Below are 24,777 nucleotides of genomic sequence, written 5' to 3'. Positions count from 1 at the left end.
GGATTTCCGATGCGCGTCGTGCTCTCCGCGATGACCAGCAAGACACATTTCTACCCTCTAGTTCCGCTCGCCTGGGCGCTCCGCGCAGCAGGCCATGAGGTCCGCGTGGTCGGGCTGCCCGGACTGACCGAGACGATCACGGCCGCCGGGCTCACCGCGGTTCCCGTCGGCGAGGACGTTGCGCTTGACGAGCACATGGCCGAGGTCGGCGAAGATATGATCAACTTTGTTCGGTCGCTGGACTTCAGCACCGACCCCAGGACCCTCGACTGGGACTACCTGCTGGGCACGCAGACCGTACTGACCCCCAATCTGTATGCGCTGATGACGCCCGACTCGCTGATCGACGGCATGGTCGAGTTCTGCCGCCGCTGGAAGCCCGACCTGCTCATCTGGGAGCCGCTCACTTTTGCAGCCCCCGTCGCGGCACGGGTGACCGGTGCCGCGCACGCCCGCCTGCTGTGGGGACCGGACATCACCACACGCGTACGGCACAACTTCCTGAACGCGCTCGGGGAACAGCCCGAGGAACACCGGGAGGATCCGTTCGCCGAGTGGATGAAGTGGACCCTCGAACGGCACGGTGCCGGGCACGTCTACGACGAGGAGATGGCCGTCGGCCAGTGGACCATTGACCCCGTACCGGCGAGCATGCGGCTGGGCCTGGGCCTACCCACAGTCGACATGCGCTTTGTTCCCTACAACGGTCCGTCCGTGGTACCGGAATGGCTGCACGACCGGCCAGAGCGCCGGCGCATCTGCGTCACGCTGGGAGTCTCCGGGCGGGACAGCGGTGTGGGACTGGTGTCCATTGATGAGGTCATGGGTGCCATTGCCGACATCGACGCCGAGTTCATCGCGACGCTCGACGCGCAGCAGTTGGAGACCGTGTCGGCCGTACCGGACAACGTGCGGACGGTCGACTTCGTGCCGATGCACGCGCTGCTGCCTACGTGCACGGCCGTCGTGCACCACGGCGGGCCGGGTACCTGGCACACCGCCGCTGTCAACGGGGTCCCCCAGCTCATCCTGCCCAACGGCTGGGACAGTGACGTTCGCGCCCGGAGCACCGAGGAGTTCGGTGCCGGCTTGGCGCTGCCCGTACCGCAGCTGACCATCGGCAAGCTCCGCGACGGACTGCTGCGCGTGCTGGACGAGCCGCGCTTTCAGACCGGCGCAGAGGCCCTGCGCACCGAGATCATGTCCGCCCCGTCCCCTGCCGAGATCGTCCCCGTACTGGAGAAGCTGACCGCGCAACACGCCCGTTCCAGACGCTGAGCGACGCGTCGGCCAGGGCCTGTCTCCCCGATCTGCGTGGATCAGCCTGCGGAGTCCGGCGCGGTGCATCGCAAGGCGGAGCATCTCCCGTGATCGGGGCACCTCCCATGCCCTTCAGTCATGGGGGAGGGCGTCCGTCGGTGATGCGACAACGCCGCGAGGTGTCGTGCCAGACACTGCAGGCCCACGGAGGTCGGGGAGACAGCCCTAGCCCGGCGGCGTGGTGCACGCCGCCGCGCACGCAATCAGACTGCGCAGCTGCATGTTCACGTAGTGGCTGTGCTCCAGGAGGGAGGTGATCTGGCCGAACGTCATCCAGCGGTAACCGGCCCGGTGCTCGTCGGGGAAGTCATCGGTGACTTCGGCCAGCATGTACCGGTTCTCCGCATGGTGGAAACGGCCGCCCTCCTCGGACTGCAGACTGTCATATCTGATCCGTGTGCGAGGCAGGGTGAGCACGTAGTCGAGGTAGGGCGGCTGATGCTCTGGCGGGGCGTCAGCGTAGTTCGCCGGCTGGCAGTGCACGGTCGGGGCCAGTTCTGCGATGTTCAGGCAGCCCGCCTCCACGCGCATCTGGACCAGGGCGTGCAGCGTGCCGTTGATTTGCTTGACAAGCAGCGCGAGCAGTCCCGTACTGGTCGGCGATAAAAGCGGCTGCATCCACGACTTCACTTCGCGGTCACTGGTGCGGATTTCAGCCCCGAAGATCTCGAAGTACTTCTTCTCCTCGTGCATGATGCTGTGATCGGTCCGGACCCAGCCGTACCGGTCGATGTGGTGCAGCGGAACGACCCGCTGCACACATTCGCGACGGGAGCGTATATCCGTGATCCAGCTCAGTATGCTGGACATGTTCAACTGTGGATTACCCATTCCAATGAAGGAGTGCAGCAGGCGGTATGCGAAGGAGCCTTCCGGAACAGTGCCGAGCAGACGCTCCGCGTCAGTTCGGCCGAGCACTGTGGGAATGCAGGACAGGATCGTCCGCAGGTCCATGTTCACCACGTTGTCGAGGTGCAGCAGTGTCCGCAGCTGTTTCAGAGTCATCCACCGGAAGTTCTCGTGTTCCGGAATGTCATCGAAAACCTCCACGATGACGTTGCGGTTCCGTTTGTGGAAGAACCATGCTCCCTGCTCGGACTGCAGCACGTCGACGAGCGTCCGGACCGGGCGGGTGCCGTCGAAGTACTCGAAGAACCGTACGCGGGAGCCACGGTGCACGCCGGTGTAGTTGCTGCGGGTTGCCTGCACAGTGGGCGAGATCTGCACCGTGTTGATGTTGCCGGGCTCTGTCTTGGCCTGTACCAGCAGGTGGAGTGTGCCGTGGAACTCCTTCACTATCAGGCCGAGGAAGCCGACCTCGGGTTGGACGATGATCGGCTGGATCCAATCCGGGCGCCATGCGGAATCCGTGCGGACGTGGATTCCCTGGACTGAGAAGAACATGCCGGAGTCATGCGCCAAACTGCCGTCTTCCGGCCGGAAGCCCCAGCGATCCATGGCGCTGAAGGGAACCCGGGAAACCTCGAGTTGCTGCCGCTCGGTGACCTTGTGCAGCCATTGGTGCGTCTCACTCATCCGCGATGACGCCGCAACCTGACTATTGCCGCAGGAAAAGAAACGAGCGGCTGCGTGCGAACGCTCCGGAACCTGTGTCATGACAATTCACCCTTGCATTATAAGGAGTTAGTGTCCAGTCGCATCGCGATCGATGTATTGTTGGTCACACTCATTTCGGAGGGGGTGTCACAGTGAGCGGCAAGTCAATGCATGCACGCGCCCAAAAATATCCGCGCCCGGCGTCTTGGCGGCCGGATGGGGTATGCGTCAATTGAATCCCATGGTAGGACTTTATTGCAACGTGCGGCGTGACGATCGCGGTGAGGCTGCACTCCCGAATCCGACTAATGGGGCATGGGGAGCGCTGGGGCACTTGTATGGCCGAAGTTGGTCAACTCGCTGTCCGAAGTACGAATTGAAGGGGCACTTCAGAGCATGGGTGGAAATCAGCGACTGCACGTAAGGCTGGGGCGGAGCGCGACGCTGGTGAGCAGGCTCTGGCTCGGCACGGTGAATTTCAGCGGTCGAGTCGAGGACGACGACGCCGTCAGGTTGATGGACGAGGCCCTTGAGCGGGGTGTCAACTGCGTGGACACGGCGAACATCTACGGATGGCGAGTCCACCGCGGGCACACTGAGGAACTCGTCGGGCGCTGGCTGGCCCAGGGCAACGGCCGGCGGGAAAAGGTCGTTCTGGCTACCAAGGTCGGTGAGCCGATGGGCGACGGGCCCAACGACAAGGGCTTGTCCGCACGGCACATCGTTACAGCCTGCGAACAGTCGCTGCGCCGGCTGGGTGTCGACTGCATCGACCTCTACCAGATGCACCGCTACGACCGCACCGCCCCGTGGGAGGAGGTCTGGCAGGCGATGGAACGCCTGGTGTCCAGCGGCAAGGTTCGCTACGTGGGCTCGTCGAACTTCGCGGGGTGGCACATCGCCTCTGCACAGGAGTACGCCCGGCAGCGGCACTCCCTGGGGCTGGTGACCGAGCAAGGCATCTACAACTTGGCTGTGCGGCATGCCGAGTTGGAAGTGCTGCCCGCGGCGCAGGAGTACGGGGTGGGCGTATTCGCCTGGTCGCCGCTCCACGGTGGCCTGCTCAGCGGGGTGCTGCGCAAGCTCGCCCAGGGCACTGCGGTGAAGTCCGGGCAGGGAAGGGCCCAGCAGTTGCTGCCAGGAATGCGCTCCACCATCGAGGCGTACGAGGAGTTCTGCCGCCGCATAGGTGCAGAGCCCGCTGAAGTGGGGCTGGCCTGGGTGCTGTCCCGGCCAGGGATCAGTGGTGCGGTGATTGGTCCACGGGACGTCCGGCAGCTCGACTCGGCGCTCCGTGCGATGGACCTGGCGCTCGGCGAGCAGGAACTGGCCGAACTGGACGCCCTGTTCCCGCCCGTGGGCGGCGGTGGGCCCGCCCCCACGGCGTGGAACAGCTAGCCTGAGGGCTCGCGGAGAACCAACTGGTGCTTCCGTCATGCGAACTCGCTGGTGTGGCAGGGGCATACCGCTGAGACTCGGGAACAACGTGGCGCGAGGCCGGCCTCATCCATCCCGCCCGCGAGGGCCCGGTCGGAGAAAGGCTGGGCGGACCGGCGAGTACGACCTGCGTCCTGAGGCGTTGTCTCAGGAGCTCCCGTGCAGCCTCGGTGTCCGGTTTCTCTTCGGTGGTGAACGAGGAGACCGTCACCGACGGGCTGGTCGAGTTCGCCCGAGAGAAGCGGCGCCGGCTGCCGGCCGGGCGGACCAGGAAGCTCTGGGACGACAGCCCTCAGAGGGTGTTATGCGAGTCTTGAGCGGTTCTCGTAGTGCTTGAAGGCAGGTTGTCCGGGAGCGGTGTACCACTACTCCGGCAAGTGGCGTGACGATGGCACTGCCGAGACCATCCACGACCTGCTGCGCTGCAGGTCCGCGAGAGCCGGAAGCGACGCCAAGACTCCACCGCCATCGTTGTGGATTCCCAGACCGTGCGCCCCTCCACCAAGGCCCGGCACGACGACCGGACTGAATCCGGGCAAGAAGTGCCCGGGCCGCAAGCGGGGGCCGGCCACCGACGTCTTTGGCCTGGTCTGCCGCTGTTGCGGTGAAGGAGGCATGGCTAACTCCGTCGTAGTCGGAGATCCATGTGTCACCGATGTCCGGCAGTTTTATACGACACGCCTCGGTGAGCTGTAGGCAGGCGGGGCGTCCGTCTGGCGGCCCCGCCTGATCGGGTTCCGTCAAATGCGTGCTGTGCGGTCCCGGGTGACCGTCGGGACCGCACAGCGAACGCCTCAGGGATCGGGGTGCTCGGCGGTCTCCAGGCCGGCTCACGCGGGCGTGGCCGGGTGAATCAGCCGAGTTAACACCCTCCGACGAGTGAAAAGCGCCCATCGAGCCGCATAACGCACTCTCAGAGCTGGGTGAGCCCGCCGTCGACGACGATCTGCGTACCGGTGATGTAGGAAGCGCCGTCGCCGGACAGGAACACCACCGACCGGGCGACCTCGTCTGCCAGTCCCCATCGGCCCATCGGCACGGTGGAGGTGACGTACTCCTTGATCGCCGCGTTGACTGCCGGGTCCTTGTGGGAGGTCATCGGGGTCTCGATGAGGCCGGGGGTGACCGCGTTGATCCGGATACGGCGGTCGAGCACCGCGCTGTCCAAGGCGAGCGTGCGCACCAAGCTGCGTACGCTCGCCTTGCTTGCGGCGTACAGCGCGCCGGCCGGCCGGCCCTTGGCTTCGGCGGCGGAGCTGGTCACCACCACCGCCCCGCCCGGGGGCATGTGCGGCAGGGCGCGGATCACAAGGAAGAACACGCCCTTCACGTTGGTGTTCATGATCCGGTCGAACGTGGCCTCATCGGTCTCCAGGACCGGCGGGGCATCCAGCGTGCCCGCGTTGGCGAACACCACGTCGATGTGCCCGTGCCGGGCCACCACCTGCTCCACGACGCCGTCGATCTGGTCCGTGCGTGACACATCGGCGGTGAACACGTCCATGCACGCGCCGCTGTGCACCCGGTCGGCGAGCTGCTCGCGTGCCGCGTCCAGCCGTGCCGTGTCCCGGCCGACCAGTACGACCGAGTCACCCTCGTCCAGGAACGCCCCGGCCGTGGCCAGTCCGATCCCGCTGCTACCCCCTGTGATTAGCACGATCCGGCCGTGCTGGTCCTTGCTCATCTCTACCTCCTCAGTATGTTTCCCAGCGGCCCGCCCTGGCGTTCGACGTCGAACGCCAGGGCGGGCCGCACTGGGCTGTCCCGCGCAGCACAAGCGCGGCGGCGCTCAGCGGTCGTTGAGCTCGCGGTCGAGGGCGTCGAGCAGCTCTTCCACATTGGCGTCGGCGAGCGCCTCGTCACTCGCCGGTTCCACCGCACGTCCGGTGTCCGCTGCGGCCACCGCGGACACCAGTTGCCCGACCCGGTCGACGAGCTCGGCACGCGCTGGGCCGGAAAGGTTGCCGAGCGCCGACTCGATCACCCGTACCGCGGTGTCGACATCGCCCCCAGCCGCGGGCGGGGTGAGCTCGCCGTCGAGATATGAGGCCAGCGCGGTTACGTTGGGCTGGTCGAAGACCAAGGTGGCCGATAGTCGCAGGCCGGTGGCCTCGGCCAGCCGGTTGCGCATCCGGACGGCGGCCAACGAGTCGAAACCGAGCATGCTGAACGCCGTGGACACCGGGACCGTACCGGGGTCCTCGTGCCCGAGGACGGCTGCGACGTGGGACGCCACCAGACGCACCAGCTCGGTACGCCGCTGTGCCGGAGGCAGCCCGGCGAGCCGGTCCGCCCACCCAGCCTCCTCGGCCGCCGGTGTCGCGGGGGCGGTGACACGGGCCTCCGCGATGTCGGCCAACAGTGGCCGTTCCCGGGCCGCGGCGAACCCTTCGACGAAGGCCGGCCAGGTGATGTCGGCGACCACCGCGGTGGGGTCGCCGTGTGTGAGAACCCGTTCCAGCGCGTCCAGCGCGTGCTCCTGCGGCATGGGGGACATTCCCCGCTCGATGAGCCGGTCCACCGCATCGACGTCGGCGGTCATACCCCCGGCGCGCCACAGGCCCCATGCCACCGAGGTGGCCGGCAGGCCCAGGGACCGGCGGTAGTGGGCGAAGGCGTCCAGGACGGCGTTGCCCGCGGCGTAGCCGCCCTGCTCGCCGCTGCCCCACACACCGGCCCCGGAGGAGAACAGCAAGAACAGCTCGGCGTCGGGGCAGCACTCGTGGAGATGCCACGCGCCCAGCATCTTCGGTGCCACCACGGTCTCGTACGCAGCGTCGGACATCTCGGCCACCGGCGTCCGCTGCGGCAGGCCGGCCGCATGCACCACGCCCCGGATGGCCTCTCCCGTCCCGCTCACCTCGTCGACCAGCTTTTGCACCGCATCGCGGCTGGTGACGTTGCAGGCATGCACGGACACCCGTGCTCCGAGCCGTTCCAGATCTGCGACGAGCTCTGACACGCCGTCTGCCGCCGCGCCCCGACGACTGGCAAGGGCGATGTGCTCAGCACCGTGGCGGGCCAACCACCGGGCGATTTCCGCGCCGAGCCCGCCGACGCCGCCGGTGACCAGGATCGTCCCGCCCGGTACGACACTGCCGCCGCGGGGCGCGGCCGGGCGATGGCGACGGCGCAGTCGCCGGCCCCACAAGCCGTCCGCGCGGACCGCGATCTGGTCTTCCGTGCCGGCAAGCGCAGCCACCAGGCGGGCGCATACCGCAGCGTCGGGGGACTCCGGCAGGTCGGCCACGCCGGTGTACGCGGTGCCCCGCTCCAGCGCGGCGGCCATGCCCAGGCCCCACAGCTGCGCCGAGGACGGACGGCGCACCGGGTCGGCGGGGCCGGTGCTGACCGCTCCTGTGGTGAGCACCCACAGGGGGACGTCGGAGCCCGACGCGGCCAGGGAACGCAGCATGGCGAGGGTTGACGTGGCACCGTCCGCGCTGTCCAGCCCGAGCAGTGAGAGCACCCCGGCCGGTGGCCGCTCGCCGACGGCGTCCACCGAGCTGACCTTGCGGGGTGTCGCGCCGCAGGCGGTCAGCTCGGCGCACAGTGGCTCCAGCCAGCGCTCGATACGTTCCGCGTCAGCAGGCTGGGATGGCACCACCACCAGCCACTCGCCCCGCAGCGCGGGCCTGGCCGACTCGCCGAACCGGGTCCACGTCACGTCGTAGAACCAGTCCGCGATCTCGTCACGGGCCCGCCCGGCGGTGGGCCGCAGCCAGAACTGCTGCCGTTGAAAGGGGTAACCGGGCAGGCTGACATGCCGGCCGGTGCCGCATATCGCCGCCCAGTCCACGGCCATGCCCTGGGCGTGGGCCTGGGCGAGCGAGCCAAGGAACCGGCTCGGTGCGCCGTCGTCGCGGCGCAGTGTGTCGAGTACGACGACGCCTTCGGCGCCCGTGTCGACAGCGATGTCCTGCACGCTCGCCGCAAGCACCGGGTGCGGACTCACCTCGATGAAGGTGTCGTGGCCGTCGGCCAGCAGGGACCGGACGGCCGTGTCGAACTCGACGGTGCCACGCAAGTTGGCGTACCAGTACTCGGCGTCGAGGTCGGGACCTTCCACGAACGCCTTGCGGGTGGTGGAGAACAGCGGGATACGGCACGGGCCGGCAGTCACGGTGCCCACCGTCTCCGCGTACTCCTCGCGCACCTGCTCGATCTGCGCGGTGTGCGAGGCGTAGTCCACGGGTATCCGGCGGGCGTTCACGCCGCGCTCGGCGCAACGGGCCTCGGCACGGGCGACGTTGACGAGGTCACCCGCGACCACTACGGACGCCGGCCCGTTGACCGCGGCGACCTCCAGCTCAATGGGGTCACCATCGGAGAGCAGCCGGATCACGGCGTCCCGGGACAGGGCGATGTGCAGCATGGTGCCGAGGCCGGCCAGCGCCCGCAGCGTACGGCTGCGCAGCACCACCACGCGCGCCGCGTCCGCCAGGGACAGAGCCCCGGCCACGCATGCTGCTGCGATCTCGCCCTGCGAATGTCCGATCACCGCGGCAGGTGTGACTCCGCAGGCCTGCCACGTCCGCGCCAGGGACACCATCACCGCAAACAGCACCGGCTGGATCACGTCGACCCGGTCCCACGGTGGTGTGTCCACCTCGCCACGCAGTACCGCCAGGACCGAGAACCCGGCCACCGCCGAAACCGCCGCGTCGCACTCGGCCATCGCCTCGGCGAACGCGGGCACCTGGTCCAGCAACTCCAGTGCCATGCCCCGCCACTGCGAGCCCTGCCCGGGAAACACGAACACCACCCGGTCCCGCTCGCGTGCCTGCACGGTCACGGCGCGCTCACCCGGCTCGCCCGAGGCGACGTCCCGCAGCGCGGCTACGGCCTCGTCGGCCGTGGCCACGACAAGAGCCGCGCGGTATTCCAACGGCTCGCGCATGGCGAGCGTCCAGCTCACGTCGGGCAGTGGCGTGTCGGAGTGCGCGGTGAGGTGGCCGGCCAGGTCACTGGCCGCCTCGCGCAACGCGGCGGGCGTCCGCGCGGACAGCACCAGGGGCCGAGCCTCCGCGAGCCCGAACACCCCGTTCCCGGCCGGCTCCGCAGGCTCCGCATCGGCCGGCGCCTCGGCGATGATCACATGCGCGTTGGTTCCGGACACACCGAACGCGGAGACCCCGGCGCGGCGAACCCCGTCCGATGACCCGCCCGTCCACGGGCGCGGCCCAGTGACCACCTCGATGCCCGACGACTGCCAGTCCACCAACTCCGAGACACCACCGGGGCACCGCATCCCGGGCACCATCCCGTGCCGCAGCGCGAGCACCATCTTGATCAGGCCGGCAGCCCCAGCGGCGGCCTGAGCGTGGCCGATGTTCGACTTCACCGAGCCGAGCAGCACAGGCGACGCCTCGCCGTGCGCCCGCCCGTAGGTGGCGACCAGAGCGGAGACCTCCACCGGGTCGCCCAGCCGGGTACCGGTGCCGTGGCCCTCGACCACGTCGACCTGCTCGCCGGATACCCCGGCCCGGTCCCAGGCCTGCCGGATCACCCGTTCCTGCGCGCGCCCGTTCGGCGCGGTCAGACCGTTGCTCGCGCCGTCGGAGTTCACCGCCGACCCAGCCACCACGGCCAGCACCCGGTGACCCCGGCGGCGTGCCTCGGAGAGCCGCTCCACCACCAGCAGCGCGACGCCCTCGGACAGCCCGAAGCCGTCGGCGTCCGCCGCGTACGGCTTGCAGCGTCCGTCCTGGGCCAGCGCACCCTGCCGGGAGAACTCGGTGAACACGTCCGGGCTGGCCATCACGCTGACCCCGCCCGCCACGGCCAGCGAGCAGTCACCCGCCCGCAGCGCCCCGCAGGCCAGGTGCAGTGTCACCAGCGAGGACGAGCAAGCGGTGTCCACCGTCAGCGCCGGGCCCTCCAGACCCAGCACGTAGGCGATCCGGCCGGAGGCCACGCTGGCCGTGGTGCCGGTGACCAGGTAACCCGCCACACCGGCCTCGTCCGTTTCCTCGGTGCTGCCACCGGCGCCGTATCCCTGGTGAGACATGCCGAGGAACACGCCGGTGTCGCTGCCACGCAGGCTGCCGGGCCGGATACCGGCCCCTTCCAGCGCCTCCCAGGTGGCCTCCAGTACGAGGCGTTGCTGCGGGTCCATGGCCAGCGCCTCGCGCGGGGACACCCCGAAGAACGCGGCGTCGAACCCGGCTGCGTCGTCCAGGAACGAGCCCCGGGGGCGGTCGGTGGAGGCCCCGGCGGCGAGGAGCCCGGCAATGTTCCAGCCGCGGTCCTCGGGCACCTCGCCGGTGGTGTCGCCGTCACCCAGGACAAACTCCCACAACTGGTCCGGGGTTTCGATCCCGCCCGGGAACCTGCAGGCCATGCCGACAATCGCGATGGGCTCGTCGGCCGGGGCCTGCGGCTGCACCCGCACTTCGGGCAGGCCGGCGTCGACGCCAAGCAGCGCGGACAGGTGCCGGGCGAGTGCAGCCACGTCGGGATGGTCGAAGACGACGGTAGGCGGAAGGTGCAGTCCGGTGGCCGCGCTCAGGCGGTTGCGCAGCTCCACCGACGCAAGCGAATCGAAGCCCGCGTCTCGGAACGCCCGCCCCGTGGGCATCTGTTCCGGGTCGGGGTAGCCGAGCACCTCGGCCGCGTGCCTCCGCACGAGGTCCGTGCAGGCGCGGGCGCGCTGCTCCGGCGGCAGGCCGGCCATCGGCGACGCTGTGGCAGCACCGGCATCGAGCCGCTGCTGAGCCTCCGGCAGGTCGTCGAACAGACGGGTGCGCCGCTGGGCGGTGAACGCCTCCAGGAACCGGTCCCACGCGATGTCGATGACCACTGGGCAGGTCTCCGGCCCATCGATCACGTTCCGCAGAGCGCGCAGCGCGTGCTCGTGGGACATCTCGATCACGCCGTGCCGCCGGAAACGCTCTCCGACCGGCCCCTCGGCCATGCCCGAACCGGCCCACGTGCCCCACGCGACCGAGGTGGCGACGAGCCCCTCGGCGCGTCGCCGCCGAGCCAGCGCGTCGAGGTAGGCATTGCCGGGCGCGTAGCTCCCCAAGCCAGGTGCACCGAACGCCGAGGCGAACGACGAGAACAGCACGAACGCGGACAGGTCCAGCTCCGCGGTCAGCTCGTGCAGGTGCTTTGCGCCCAGCACCTTGGACCGGGCGGCACGCTCGACCTGCTCCGGGCCGAGGTGCTCGATCAGTGCGTCGTCCAGGCCGGCCGCAGTATGGAACACGGCGGTAAGCGGATGCTGAGGGTCGATCGAGCCGATCAACCCCGCAAGTTGGTCGCGGTCGGAGACGTCGCAGGACGCGACGGTGATCGCCGATCCCAGCGCCTCCACCTCGGCCACCAGCTCCTCGACCCCGTCAGCGGTGCGGCCTCGTCGGCTCACCACGAGGATGTGCGCTGCGCCGATTCCAGCCAGCCAGCGGACCACCTGCTGTCCGATGCCACCGGTCCCGCCGGTGACCAGTACCGTGCCGGTCGGCGTCCACTCCGGAACGTTGGTCGGCGCCTGCCGGGCCGACCGAACCCACCGGCGGGCCAGTACCCGGCCGCCGCGCAGGGCCACCTCGTCTTCGGGAACCTCCCCGCCGCTGAGCACGGCGGCGAGGTGCCGACGCACGTCAGCAACTCCGTTGGCCGGCACGTCGATCAGACCGCCCCAGAGCTCGGGGTGTTCCAGAGCGGCGACCCGTCCAAGGCCCCACAGCCCGCTCGCCGCCGGCTCTGGCACGGTTTCGGCGGGTGTGGTGGCGACCGCACTGGTGGTCAGGCACCACAGCGGGGCGCTGGCGCCGAGGTCGAGCAGTGCCTGCAACAGAGCCAGGTTGGCGCCCAGTGAGGGCAGCGACATCGGTGACGCGGGGTCAGCCGGGGTGTCGTCCACCGCCAACGCGGAGAGCACGCCGTCGAATCGGGAGTGCTCGGCCCTCAGCCACGCGGCGAGGGCGTCTCGGCGGCACTCCGCCGGGGACAGCACCAGTTCCACCACGTGACCGCCGGCCTCGGTCACGGCGTCACGCGCTGCCGCGGTCACCGGGTGGTCCTCCAGTCCGCGCACCACGAGCCAAGTGCCCGGCGCCGGTGGGGTGTCCGACAGCCGCTGGGCACGCCATTCGATGTGGTATTGCAGGGCGTCCACCGGGTCGGGCCGACCGGCTGCCGGCGCGGCTGGCTCCAGCCAGACGCGCCGGCGCTGAAAGGCGTAGGTGGGCAGCTCGACGACCTGACCCGCAAACCGGCTGTAGAGCTCACCCCATTCCACATCCACCCCGGCCGCGTGCAACCGGGCCAGCGACGCGTAGAAGTCGCTCACTTGGCCCAGCCCGCGACGCAGCGAACCCACCGCGACCGTGCCACCCGGATCAGTACCGGCGCTCTCCTCGACCGCGGCGCACAGCACCGGGTGCGCGCTGATCTCCAGGAACACCGGATGCCCCGCGGCGGCCAGCGAGCGGATCGATGGCTCGAACGCCACGGGCTCGCGGAGATTGGCATACCAATACTCTTCATCCAGGCTGGCGCCATCGGTCCACTCGCCGCGCACCGTTGAGTAGAACGGCACCGATGCCGACCGGGCCTCGACCCGTCCCAGGCCCTGCTGCAGTGCCGGGCGGATCTCTTCGATCTGCGGCGAGTGTGACGCATAGTCCACCGGCAGCCGGTTGACCCGGATGCCGAGCGCGTCGCACTCCGCAAGGAAGCCGTCGAGCTCGTCGCCCGGGCCGGCCACCACCACCGAACGCGGACCGTTCACCGCGGCGACCACCAAACCGTACGGGCGGTCGGCCAGCATGGCCTCCACCGCTTCGGCGCCCAAGGCCACCGCTCCCATGCCGCACCGGCCGCGCAGCCCGGCCAGCAGCCCGCTGCGCACCGCGACCAGGCGAGCGGCCTCGTCCAGGGACAGCGCGCCGGCCACGCAGGCTGCCGCGATCTCACCCTGCGAGTGCCCGACCACGGCCGAGGGCCGCACGCCGTGGGCCTGCCACAGCGCGGCGAGCGACACCATCATGGCGAACAGCGCCGGCTGGACCCGCTCCACCCGGTCGTCCGGTGCCTGGTCGCCCCGCGCGTGCTGCTCGCGCAGCTCGTCGATCACCGAGAAGCCCGTGTGCGCAGCCAGTGCGCGATCGCAGTCAGCCATGGCGCGGGCGAACACGGGGGAGGACTGCAGCAGTTCGACGCCCATACCGGCCCACTGCCAGCCCTGCCCGGGGAAGACGAACACCGCGGACCGGCCGCCGCGCCCGACGTCGTACACCGGCTCTGTCGGAGTGCCGGCGGCTAGGTCATCCAGGAGCCGCAGGGCGTCCGCACGGTCCCGGGGGGCGAGAGCGATCCGGTGGCCGAGCGCCGCTCGGGTGACCGCCAAGGAATGGCCGAGGTCGGCGAGCCGCAGCTCCGGGTGGTCGCGCAGATGAGCGGCGAGGCGCGCGGCTTGCCGGCGCAGCCCGTCGTGACCGGCTCCGGTCACCACCAGCGGCACGCCGTCGGGTTCCCCGGCCGACCGCTCCGCCGCGCCCTGCGCCGGGACATCCGCGCCGGACGGCACGCCTGCGTCCTGGGGCGAGTCCCCGGGCGCCTCCTCGACGATGAGGTGCGCGTTCGTACCGCTGATCCCGAAAGAGGAGACACCGGCCCGGCGCGGCGTGCCTGACTTCGGCCACGGCACGGACTCGGTCAGCACCCGCAGACCGCTGTCCGCCCAGGCCACCTCGCGAGAGGGTTCCCGCACGTGCAGGCTGGACGGCAGCATCTCGTTACGCAGCGCGAGGATCATCTTGATGACGCCGGTGACACCCGCGGCGGCTTGGGTGTGTCCGAGGTTGGACTTGACCGAGCCGAGCCACAGCGGTGGCGCGCCAGCCCGGCCCGAGCCGTAGGACTCGGCGAGCGCCTGGGCCTCGATGGGGTCGCCGAGCCGGGTGCCCGTGCCATGCGCCTCGACCACGTCCACGTCGGACGGCCGCAGCGCGCTGTCGGCGAGCGCCCGCTCGATCACCTCGCGCTGCGCGCGGCCGTTCGGCGCGGACAGCCCGTTGCTCGCGCCGTCGGAGTTCATTGCGCCGCCACGCAGCACGGCGAGCACCGGATGCCCGCGTCGGCGGGCATCGGACAGCTTCTCCAGTACCAGCATGCCGGCGCCCTCGGCCATGCCGAAACCGTCCGCGTCCGCCGAGAACGCCTTGCACCGCCCATCCGCGGCCAGCACACCCTGCTTGCTGAAATCGACGAGCATGCCGGGTCCCGGCATCACCGTGACGCCACCGGCGAGCGCCAAGTCCGTTTCTCCCATGGCGAGCGACCGGCACGCCAGCAGGATCGCCACGAGGGAGGACGAGCAGGCCGTGTCCACGCTCAGCGCGGGGCCCTCCAGGCCGAGCGTGTAAGCGAGGCGGCCGGACGCGACGCTGGGAGTGGTGCCGGTGAACAGGTATCCGCCGACCTCGTCAGTACCCTCGGCCAGCCGGGGGCCGTACTCCTGGCCGATCACGCCGGCGAACACACCGGTACGCGTGCCCCGTAGTGTGGTCGGCGGGATGTGCGCCCGTTCCAGAGCCTCCCAGGCGACTTCGAGGAGGAGCCGCTGCTGCGGATCAGTGGCCAGCGCCTCGCGGGGCGACATCCGGAAAAACTCCGGGTCAAACGAGGTTGCGTCGGCGAGAAACCCCCCAGCGGTCTGCTGGCTGGTGCCGGGCCGGGTGCCGTCTGGATGGGTCAGAGCGGCCACGTCCCAACCACGGTCGTCAGGCAGAGGGCCGATCGCGTCGCCACCCTCGGCAAGCAGCGCCCACAACTGCTCCGGGCTGCCCACCGCGCCCGGCAGCCGGCACGCCACGCCGACGACGACGACCGGATCATCCTGTGCCGACAGCGTGGTCCCAGCTGTGGGCAATGCGGCGGCCGGGACGGTGCCTTGAGGGTCGGCCAGCGCCGCTGCGAGCTCGCGCGGGGTGGGGTGGTCGAATATGGTCACCACGGAAATGTGCCGGTCCAAGGCCACCCGCAGCCGGTTGACCAGCTCCACCGCCAGCGCGGAGTCGAACCCGGCCTCCAGGAACGACGCGGCCGGGTCCACCCGGCCGGCCGACCCCAGTACGGCTGTGGCCTCGGCGACCACCAGCCGTTCGAGCTGACTCCGACGCCCGTCGGCGGTCGCGCCGGGCGTCGACACAGCCACGGCGGGCATCGGGGCCAGCGCGGGCTGCGTGAGAACACGACCGGCAAGCTCAGGAAGCGGGAAACGGCCGGTGGACGCGGACGTGAAGGCCGCTGTCCAGTCGACCGGGACGCCGGCCGTGTACGCCTGAGCCAGCGCCTCCAGGAACCGGCGCAGACCGCCGTGCCGCCGGCGCATCGTGTGCAGCGTCGTCACGGCCGCCCCGGTCGCCTCCACCGTCTGCTCGACACCGCCGATCAGCACCGGATGCGGGCTCACCTCGACGCATACGTCAATGCCCTGGGCCAGGCAGGACCTGACCGCCGCATCGAACCGTATGGTGTTGCGGAAGTTGTCCGCCCAGTAACGGCCGGTCATTTCACGGGTGTCGAGCCGGTCGCCGGTCAGGCCGGAATAGAAGGGCACAGTGCCCGATCCGGGGGCGAACCAGCCGAGGACAGCCTCAGTGGGGGCGTAGACATCCTGCGCCTGCGGGCCGTGCGCGGCCATGCCGACCTCGATGATCCGTGCCGCGATCCCCTCTGCGGACAGCTCGGCCACCCGGCGCGCAATGCTCTCCGGGGCACCGGCCAGCAGTACTGAGCGGGGGCTGATGATCCCGGCCACCACCACGTCGTCCGCCCACACCCGCCGGCGCCGCTCGACCTCCTCCGCGGACATGGCCACAGAGGCCATGTCTCCGCGGCCGACGAGCGGCATCATCGCGCCGCTCCACTCGGCGATAACCCGTGCCGCGTCGGCCAGCTCAACGCCGCCGCCGGTGTACGCCGCCGCCACGTCCCCCATGCTGTGACCGACCATCGCATCGGGTACCACGCCGAACGACGCCCAAAGCCTCGACAGCGAGGCCTCGATGGCGAACAAGGCTGGCTGCACCAGATCCGGCTGCCGAAGCAACGGCGACCCCTCCGGCTCCCGTAGCAGAGCCTCCAGGTCAACTCCGCCGATCCGGGCAAACGCCTCCCCGCACTCCGACATCGCGGCCCGGTACACTGGCGACTCCGCAATGAGGTCCAGCGTCATCCCCGGCCACTGCGCGCCCTGCCCGGGGTAGACGAAGGCCACCGACGCGGGCCCCGCCGCGCTCCCTCGGACGACGCCCGGGTGCGGCCGGCCGGCCGCCACGGCGGACAGGCCATTCCGTAATTCTGCCAGGGAAGCGCCGCACACCACTGCGCGGTACGGACCCGTGGTGTCAGCCGCGGCCAGCGCGGCTCCGACGCCCTCGACGGTCGCGTCATCTTTGTTGCTGTCGAGGGCTTGCAGAACGGACGACGCATGCGCCGACAGTTCCGAGTCGGATGAGGCCGATATCACCCATGGCACCACGGAGCTCTCGGCACGATGCGAAAGAGAATGGAACATGAGGAGGCACCGCTCACTTTCAAATTGGCATGAATCGTCTCAAGCGGCAAACGGCCGCGCACTACGCTTCCTTGGCGCTGAAGAGACGCAGTTCCCGCTCTACACAAGGGTCCGGGGTCTGCACGGATCCCTTAAAACACCTCAGCAGACCCCCGATACCCACTGGTGACCGGGCAACTGTAACAGCGGTATGCAATCCAGCACAGGGAGGGCTGCTGCCGCCCTCAGAGAACCACAAGTCCGTTGCCCAGATGCGACTAGCCTGCTAGCGTCCCTCCAGTCGGCAGCCCTGTGACCTGGAGCGCCGGCCGTGTAAAGGACTCCGCAAGGAGTCTCATTCACAGGGGGATTTGGATGATGGCAGCTCGTCAGTTACCAGAGGTCCTCGACGTACAGGATGACCTGTTTCACGTCGGCCAATACGAGACGTATCGCCACTTGCTCCGAGAACGCCCACTTGCCAAAGTCCGCTTCTATGACGGTCGCGAACTCTGGATGGTCAATCGTTACGAGGACGTGCAGTTCGTCCTGCGTGACGGCCGATTCAGCAACGATCCCACGAAGTTTGCTGATTTATCCTTTGCTGTTACGGCCGGTGTGCCGGACGGCATGGAAGACTACTTCTACCGCAATATGCTGCGCCTCGACCCGCCGGACCACACAAGGCTCCGCAAGCTGGTTTCGAGAGGCTTCACTCCGCGCCGGATCGCCGAACTGCGGCCCCGGATAAAGGAGATCGTCGACGATCTGCTGTGCGGCCTGGAGGAGAAGGGAAGCAGTCAGCCCGTCGACCTGATGGCGGAATTCGCCTACCGGTTGCCGGTGGCTGTGATCTGCGAGCTGCTCGGTATCCCCAAGGAAGACCACGACCGCTTCCGGGACTGGACGGCGATCGTCGTCAGCAACGATCCCGAAGTGCAGGAGCTCAAGCCGGACTCCTACCGCGGCCTCATGAACTTCGTGCTTGAGCTCATCCACGAACGATTCCACCACCCCGGGAACGACCTCCTCTCTGCGCTCGTGCAGATGCGTGACAACGAAGACCGGCTGGATGATGCCGAGTTGGTGTCGATGGTCTTCCTGCTGCTCGTCGCAGGCGTCGAAACAACTGTCAACCTCATCGGCACGGGCGCCTATCTGATGCTCACGCACCCAGAGCAGGCAGACTTCCTGCGCGGTAAGCCGGACTACATGGCCGGCGCCGTGGACGAGATGCTGCGCTATTTCGCACCGGTCGAGATCACCACCCGGTACGTCGCCGAGGAGGTGTCGTTCGGCGGCACCGTGGTCCCGGCGGGCAGCCTCATACTCATCAACCTGTCAGCGGCCAACCGTGATCCGGAGCGGTTCCCGCAGGCCGATACGTTCGATGTGGCGCGAGGCGACAGCGGTCATCTCACCTTCGGTAGCGGCGTGCACTTCTGTCTGGGCGCCGCGCTTGCCCGCCTCGAGGGGGAGATCGCCCTTGACGGGCTGCTCCGACGCTTCCCCGAACTCAGCATGGCTGTGCCGGAGAGCGAGCTCCGATGGCGGCGGGCCTTCCTGCGCGGGCTGGACGAGCTGCCGGTGCGGACCCATGGCCCCGCGTGCACCACAGACACCCCGACCGGATCGCACGCGCAGTAGTCACAACAGCCTTTCGGTTACCAGGTGATAGCGACCACTACCACCCCACGCACCGTGGCTTCCGCATGGCCCTGATTCTGCCTGCGGCTACCTGCTCAGCACCCCACCCCTTTGAGGAATTCCTGAGTCACATGATGATCACCGAATGCCGAATCTGCGGTAACCGTGAGCTCCAGCCGTTGCTCGACTTGGGCGAGCAGGCACTCACCGGGGTGTTCCCGCGAAGCCGTGACGAGGTCGTCCCGCAGGCTCGACTCGAACTCGTCAAATGCTCGCCAGCCGGATGCGGTCTCGTGCAGCTGCGCCACACGGCGGACTTCGACCTGATGTACGGGCAGGGCTACGGGTACCGTTCCGGCATTCGGCCATTCATGGTCAACCACCTGCACGGGAAGGTCGCCGAGCTGGAGAAGCTCGTCGAACTCGGCCCGCAGGACCTGGTGTTGGACATTGGCAGCAACGACGGCACGCTGCTGAGCGGCTACGCCGCGGACGGACCCCAACGAGTCGGGATCGACCCGTCCGCCGAAAAGTTCCGCCATGAGTACCCGCCGGCATCGGAGCTGATCACCGAATTCTTCTCGCGCGACGCATTCGTGAGCCGATTCGGCTCGCGGCGCGCGAAGGTGGTCACGTCGATTGCGATGTTCTACGACCTGCCCCGGCCGATGCAGTTCATGCAGGATGTCCACGACGTCCTGGCCGAGGACGGGGTCTGGCTGCTGGAGCAGAGCTATCTGCTGTCCATGTTGGACGCGAAAGCGTACGACGTCGTGTGCCACGAGCACCTCGAGTACTACGCGCTCCGGCAGATCGAGTGGATGGCGGAGCGGGTCGGCTTGACCGTACTCAAGGCCGAGCTCACCGACGTCTACGGCGGCAGCCTCTGCGTCATCCTCGCGAAGAACTCGACTCGGTACTCAAAGGACGAGGCCGGCCTGGCCCGGATCCGCGCCCTGGAGGCCAGGGCCGCTCTGGACACGATGGCCCCCTACGAGAGATTCGCCAAGCACGCAGAGCAGCAGCGGGACGTCCTGGTCGAATTCCTCGCCGAGTCGCGTGCGGCAGGAAAGCTCACCCTCGGGTACGGCGCTTCCACCAAAGGCAATGTCATCCTCCAGTACTGCGGCCTCAGCGAAGAAGAACTGCCCTGTATCGGGGAAGTCAGTCCGGAGAAGTCCGGCTGTTTCACCCCTGGTACTGGCATCCCAATCGTCTCCGAAGATGAGGCCAAGGCCCAGCGACCGGACCAGCTCCTTGTGTTGCCCTGGATCTACCGGGACGGCTTCGTCGAGCGGGAACAGAATTTTCTGAAGAGCGGTGGACAACTGGTCTTCCCGCTACCGGAGTTGAAAATCATGTGAGGGAGCCGGTCCGGAGAAATACTCGGATTGCAAGCCGAATCTCCGTGGGCGGACCTTTGGAAAGGTCCGCCCATCCCCACAGAGCTGGCCTGAATGATCTCGAAGTATGTCGGGCGCGCGTCCGAGTCCTATCGGTCTCCTCGGGGTGCTATCGGGGATGACGTGTGGGTCTCCAGGCCCGGTCCTCGCCCCGGGTCAGGGTATGGCGCAGACGCTGCCGCTCTCGCGCAGCGAGCGTCTGCGCGAGACGGACTGCCTCGGGATAGAACACCAACGGCGCCGCACGCAGTTCGTCGTGCCAGGCACGTCCCAGTGTGCGTCTGCGGGCCGGCCATATCGGCGGGTTGAGGGCGGGGATGTTCCACCAGCACGAGGAATGGCGTAGGCATCGGCGAACATCGCACGGCCCCCTGCGCCCAGACGCCTCTCCAGCAACAGCCGCTGCCGGTGAGCGCTGACGACCTTGGGCACTGCGGCCAGGGGAATGGCGGCGGTCCCCGGCTCGCGGCGGTTGTCCAGCCAGCAGCCGTGCCGGGCACAGACCTGCCAGGTCGCATCACTGGCCAGGTACGCGTTCAGGCTGGTGCCCTTGGCGCGGGCGCACAGCTCGCATACCCGCACCAGAAAGCAGCCGGCCGTATCCCAGGGCCAGTCCCACACCAGCCCGCCCTCCGCCGGGAGCAGCCTGTGGGGGTGTAGGTTCGGCAGCACAAACTGCACGTGGGCGGCCGGACGCCCGGATATGACGGCGAGCCGCTCCAACGCCGCGGCCTTGAGATATCCATCGCTGTAGCGCGGATCGCTCGGACCGCCGCCTTTGCACAGCGGTGTACCGAACGTGGGCCAGAAGTCCGCGTCGGCCCTTACTCCCTCAAGACCACTATCGGTTGACTGTGATCAACCTCTACAGCCCCAAGGGGAAAGAGGGGGAGAGGGCTGAAGCAACAAACACCCGCTCCCGGGCCGAAGCCCGAGGCGGGTGCCAGTTGTGCATGCCCGCGAAGCGAGCACCTTGTGCGGCAGGTGTGTCCGAGGGGGGACTTGAACCTTACACACATTCCGCTGATGCGGGGCGAACTGCAATTGCGAGCGATCGGTTCGAGTTCTGGGCGGGGGCGCGGGAACATGGGAAGAGGGAGATCCGCTCGCGGTGAGGGACGACTCGTGATCCGGGAATTCCCCAGTGTCGCCGGCTTCGGCATGTTGCTGTGGCAGAGCTGCCCTGGAGCGGGGACCTACCGGACGATTTGTTAGTGCGTTTCGCCCTGCTGGCCTGGTTCACCCGCATCAATGTCAGAAACAGGAGGGACTCAGGCGTCGCGTGTGGCGGTATTCACGGGTGAGGATCTTCAGCGTGATGGGAACGGCAGGGCGCGCCGAAGCGGTCAGAACGCAAGACTGATCCACCTCACCACATAGGACACGGTCTAAAGAAGCGCGATCGCCATATCAGCCGCCGCGCGTCGTCGGCAGCCCTGCCGACAGGGGCACGGCGAGCGAATCTCCGTTGGTCACCACGGGCGCGGCGCGTCCAGCCCTTGATTGCGGCTACCGCCCAGGACATGGACCCCATTCAGTGGCTACGAGAGGTCTTACGTTCCCTCCACAGTGACCGTGGATCCAGAGCGCCGCACGCCATACCCGTTCCCATCTGTATCGCGCCCTGCCCAGAGCGCGGACCGACAGCTACGGCAGTTGCAGTTCGTTCCGCAGCACCGGCATGTGCGTATGGTTCAACTCGGACCTCGCTGTCGGCGGGATGTGGAGTGCTCCGGCCACGGCAGCGGGCCGGGCGCGGGGACGGCCGACGGGCAGGCGGATGCGCACCTTCTTCAGGGCGGGGACGAACCTCTGAGATCGCGAGGTTGTTGACGAGGTGCGCGGCCTGGGTACCCTCGTCGGCCCCCCGGGGGACCGACGAGGGCGATGCGCATCAGCGGAGGAACCCTTCGTAGTTGCGCTGCTGGAGCTGGCTCTCGATCTGCTTCACGGTCTCCAGGCCCACACTCACGATGATGAGGATGCTCGTCCCGCCGAACGGGAAGTTCTGGTTCGCGTTGAACAGCACCAACTCCATTGTTGGTACGAGTGCGATCAGTCCCAGGTACAGCGAGCCCGGCCACGTGATCCGGTTGAGCACGTAGCTGAGGTACTCGGCCGTCGGGCGACCAGCCCGGATGCCCGGGATGAAGCCACCGTGCTTTTTCATGTTGTCGGCGACTTCTTCGGGGTTGAAGCTGATGGACACGTAGAAGAAGGCGAAGAACACGATCAACAAGACGTACGCGGCGAGGTAAACGGGACGGTCTCCCTTGGTGAAGTTGGTGGCGATCCAGGTCGCCCATGCCGCCTTCGATCCGCTGAACTGTGCGATGAGCGCCGGGATGGAGAGTAGCGACGACGCGAAGATGACGGGAATCACACCTGCCTGGTTCACCTTGAGCGGGATGTAGGTGGACGTACCGCCGTAGGAACGGCGCCCGATCATGCGCTTCGCGTACTGCACCGGGATGCGCCGCTGTGCCTGCTCGACGAAGACCACCAGGGCGACCATCGCCAGGGTCACCAGGATCACCGCGAAGAACTCGATCCAGCCGTCGGCGAGCTTGCCCTGCAGCTTGACCTGCCACAGTGCGCTCGGGAAGCGGGCGGCGATCGAGATGAACATCAGGATCGACATGCCGTTGCCGATGCCGCGTTCGGTGACCAACTCACCGAGCCACATGGTCAGGCAGGTGCCGGCAGTCATCGTGATCACCATCGTGATGGTGGTGAGGACCGAGCCGTCGGGCACGATCAGGCGCGTGCAGCCCTGGAAGAGCGAACCGGCGCGTGCGGCGGTTACCAGGGCGGTGCCCTCAAGGACGGCGAGCGCCACGGTCAGATAGCGGGTGTACTGGGTGATCTTCGCCTGCCCGGACTGCCCCTCCTTCTTGAGGGCCTCCAGTCGCGGGATCACCACGGTCAGCAGCTGGAGGATGATGCTCGCCGTGATGTACGGCATGATCCCCAGCGCGAAGATCGTGATCTGCAGCAGCGCACCACCGCTGAACATGTTCACCAGGCCGAACAACCCGCTGTTGGCGTGGGTCCGAGCCAGGCAGAACTCGACGTTCGCGTAGTTCACCCCTGGGACCGGGATGTGCACTCCGATCCGGTAGAGCACGATGATGCCCAATGTGAACAGCAGCTTCTTGCGCAGGTCGGGCGTCTTGAACGCTCGGGCGAACGCGGTGAGCACGGTGCCTCCTGCGCCTCCCGCCACTTTCAGGGCCGGGAGGCGACGGTCTTGAGGATCGACGAATACGTAGCGGCTGTACTGGGCGGACCCCGTGGCCGACTTGGTTGCCCAGGGTGCGGTGCGCGCGCAGACGAAGTCGCCTTCTCCCTCTCACCCGGGTGTACGGACACTGGGCTTCCGTACACACCCGTCGGGACCGCTTGAATGCGGCCAGGGCGCTACCTGGCGGTCGCGGTTTGTGTCCGCGTCGGAACCGGACCGGCAGTTGAGGCGCAGCTCGGCATCGGAACCGGCTTGAGGGGGGATGTGCGGGTGGGCATCGAAGGCTCGGGTGGCGAGGGGTGATACGGCATCGGCACCGGCCGGGTGGTTGACGTGCAGGTCGGCATCGGCGCCTTCGTGGCACCGGGCACGGGGCGGGGCGTCGACGGCATCGGGACCGACTCCGCGGGGGTGCCGGGGCGGCGCTGAGGGCCGGTGGGGCCGTCCTGAGCGAACGAGCTTGGCAGCACCATCAGTCCGACTCCGAGCCCCGCAACGGTCAGTACGGATCCGGTGGCCGTCCAGGCCGCTCGAGCCCGCCGGCGTGCGCGAACGCCGGCGTGCAGTCGGTCTCGGTGCCGGTCCTCATAGAGCGTGTCCTCCTGGCTGTCGCGCATCATCCGCGCCAGCTCCTGCTCGAAGTGGTCCATAGCTCCCTCTTCACTCCACCGGCTCTGTCTCAGCCAGAAGCTGACGCAACCGTGCAACGCCGCGGGTCGTCAGAGAACGGGCGGTACCCACCGGACAGCCCAGCGCCTCCGCGACATCCCGCTCGGGCAGGTCCTGGTAGTAGCGCAGCACCACCGCAGCCCGCTGCCGCGCCGGCAGCAACGCCAACACGGCCTCCAACCGGGTCTGTTCGTCCACGGCAGCGGTCTCGTCTGCCACCTCGGGCGGGTCGGGCAGCTGGTCCACAGGGTGCTCGCCCCACCAGCGACGCCGTGCCGAGCGAGCCGCAGCACGGGCCAGGACCCTGCGCACGTACGCCTCGGGCGCCTCCCTGGCCACCTTTGGCCAGGCAAACCACAGTTTGACGAGCGCTTCCTGCAGCAGATCCTCGGCCCGGTGCCGGTCTCCACCGGTGAACAGCCGCGCCAGGTGAAGCAACGCCGACCACCGAGCCGCCACGAACCGGTCGAACTCATCGGCCCGCAACTGCCCCATCAGCGTCACCCCCTCACCTCAACACGCCCCTGCACTCTCAATAAAGGCACTGGCCCCTGCCCTGCTATGCACCCCCGACAAGTGACATGGATCACGCATGCCGTCCCGGCCGTGCCCACGGCGCGACGTGCCTGGGTCGGCGGCGGCAGATCGGAGGGGAGGTTCCCGGGTGGTGGACGAGTCAGTCCGCATGCCTGCGGGCCCGTACACCCCGACGACCAGGACGCGAAGACTGCCACCGAGGTACGCACAGCGTGGAACGCAGAGAATCCGAATATCCCGCTGACCGTGTTGAGCAGCCGGACACGCTCGCTGCCCCGGTCGATCGTGGACCACCTGCGCGCCGCCGTGCCGAGACGGAACACGACCGCTCGGCGGTACTGATCCGGGAGATGCAACTGCCCCGCATCTGCGGGGATGGTCCCACCCGGCCCCCAGCCACGGTTGGGCAGGGCGTCGAGCCGTTCCGAGACCGGCTGCCTCATGAGCCTGGCGGT

General features: G+C 68.5%; 9 protein-coding genes. 4 read left to right on the top strand and 5 right to left on the bottom strand.

Features of this window, described 5'->3' with window-relative positions; translation table 11 throughout:
- The first annotated feature begins 9 nt into the window (after window positions 1-9).
- A complete protein-coding gene (locus tag SNOUR_RS09500) occupies window positions 10-1,278 on the top strand; it encodes an activator-dependent family glycosyltransferase (RefSeq protein WP_067345562.1) in 1,269 nt (422 codons plus the stop codon).
- Window positions 1,279-1,485: 207 nt separating this feature from the next.
- On the opposite strand, the gene SNOUR_RS09495 is transcribed toward SNOUR_RS09500, so the two are convergent.
- On the bottom strand, window positions 1,486-2,937 hold the full coding sequence (locus SNOUR_RS09495) for an NDP-hexose 2,3-dehydratase family protein (protein WP_067345559.1): 1,452 nt from the start codon (window positions 2,935-2,937) through the stop codon (window positions 1,486-1,488).
- A gap of 336 nt (window positions 2,938-3,273) precedes the next feature.
- Here SNOUR_RS09495 and SNOUR_RS09490 point away from each other — a divergent pair, with 336 nt between their 5' ends.
- On the top strand, window positions 3,274-4,275 hold the full coding sequence (locus tag SNOUR_RS09490) for an aldo/keto reductase (RefSeq protein ID WP_067345556.1): 1,002 nt from the start codon (window positions 3,274-3,276) through the stop codon (window positions 4,273-4,275).
- A 952-nt stretch (window positions 4,276-5,227) separates the two neighbouring features.
- On the opposite strand, the gene SNOUR_RS09485 is transcribed toward SNOUR_RS09490, so the two are convergent.
- Window positions 5,228-5,998 carry an SDR family NAD(P)-dependent oxidoreductase gene (locus tag SNOUR_RS09485; protein ID WP_067345553.1) on the bottom strand — a complete coding sequence of 257 codons (771 nt, stop codon included), beginning with the start codon at window positions 5,996-5,998 and terminating at the stop codon, window positions 5,228-5,230.
- Window positions 5,999-6,103: 105 nt separating this feature from the next.
- Window positions 6,104-16,843 (bottom strand): type I polyketide synthase, encoded by a 10,740-nt coding sequence (locus SNOUR_RS46140; protein ID WP_079142440.1) that lies wholly within the window; start codon window positions 16,841-16,843, stop codon window positions 6,104-6,106.
- Window positions 16,844-17,197: 354 nt separating this feature from the next.
- Here SNOUR_RS46140 and SNOUR_RS09475 point away from each other — a divergent pair, with 354 nt between their 5' ends.
- Both SNOUR_RS09475 and SNOUR_RS09470 read left to right on the top strand, forming a co-directional pair.
- Complete coding sequence (locus SNOUR_RS09475; RefSeq protein WP_079142438.1) at window positions 17,198-18,469, top strand: cytochrome P450 family protein; 1,272 nt, start codon at window positions 17,198-17,200, stop codon at window positions 18,467-18,469.
- Window positions 18,470-18,600: 131 nt separating this feature from the next.
- Window positions 18,601-19,833 carry a class I SAM-dependent methyltransferase gene (locus SNOUR_RS09470; RefSeq protein ID WP_067345548.1) on the top strand — a complete coding sequence of 411 codons (1,233 nt, stop codon included), beginning with the start codon at window positions 18,601-18,603 and terminating at the stop codon, window positions 19,831-19,833.
- Window positions 19,834-21,766: 1,933 nt separating this feature from the next.
- Here the strand turns inward: SNOUR_RS09470 and secY are convergent.
- Complete coding sequence (gene secY / locus SNOUR_RS09465) at window positions 21,767-23,074, bottom strand: preprotein translocase subunit SecY (RefSeq protein ID WP_067345545.1); 1,308 nt, start codon at window positions 23,072-23,074, stop codon at window positions 21,767-21,769.
- A gap of 702 nt (window positions 23,075-23,776) precedes the next feature.
- Entirely contained in the window at window positions 23,777-24,280 is a 504-nt protein-coding gene (locus tag SNOUR_RS09460) for a SigE family RNA polymerase sigma factor (protein ID WP_067357998.1), read from the bottom strand.
- Window positions 24,281-24,777 lie beyond the last annotated feature (497 nt).

The sequence above is a fragment of the Streptomyces noursei ATCC 11455 genome (assembly GCF_001704275.1).
Taxonomy (GTDB): domain Bacteria; phylum Actinomycetota; class Actinomycetes; order Streptomycetales; family Streptomycetaceae; genus Streptomyces; species Streptomyces noursei.
Note: the sequence above shows the minus strand (reverse complement) of the source record. Positions and strands in the feature narration are given on the sequence as shown.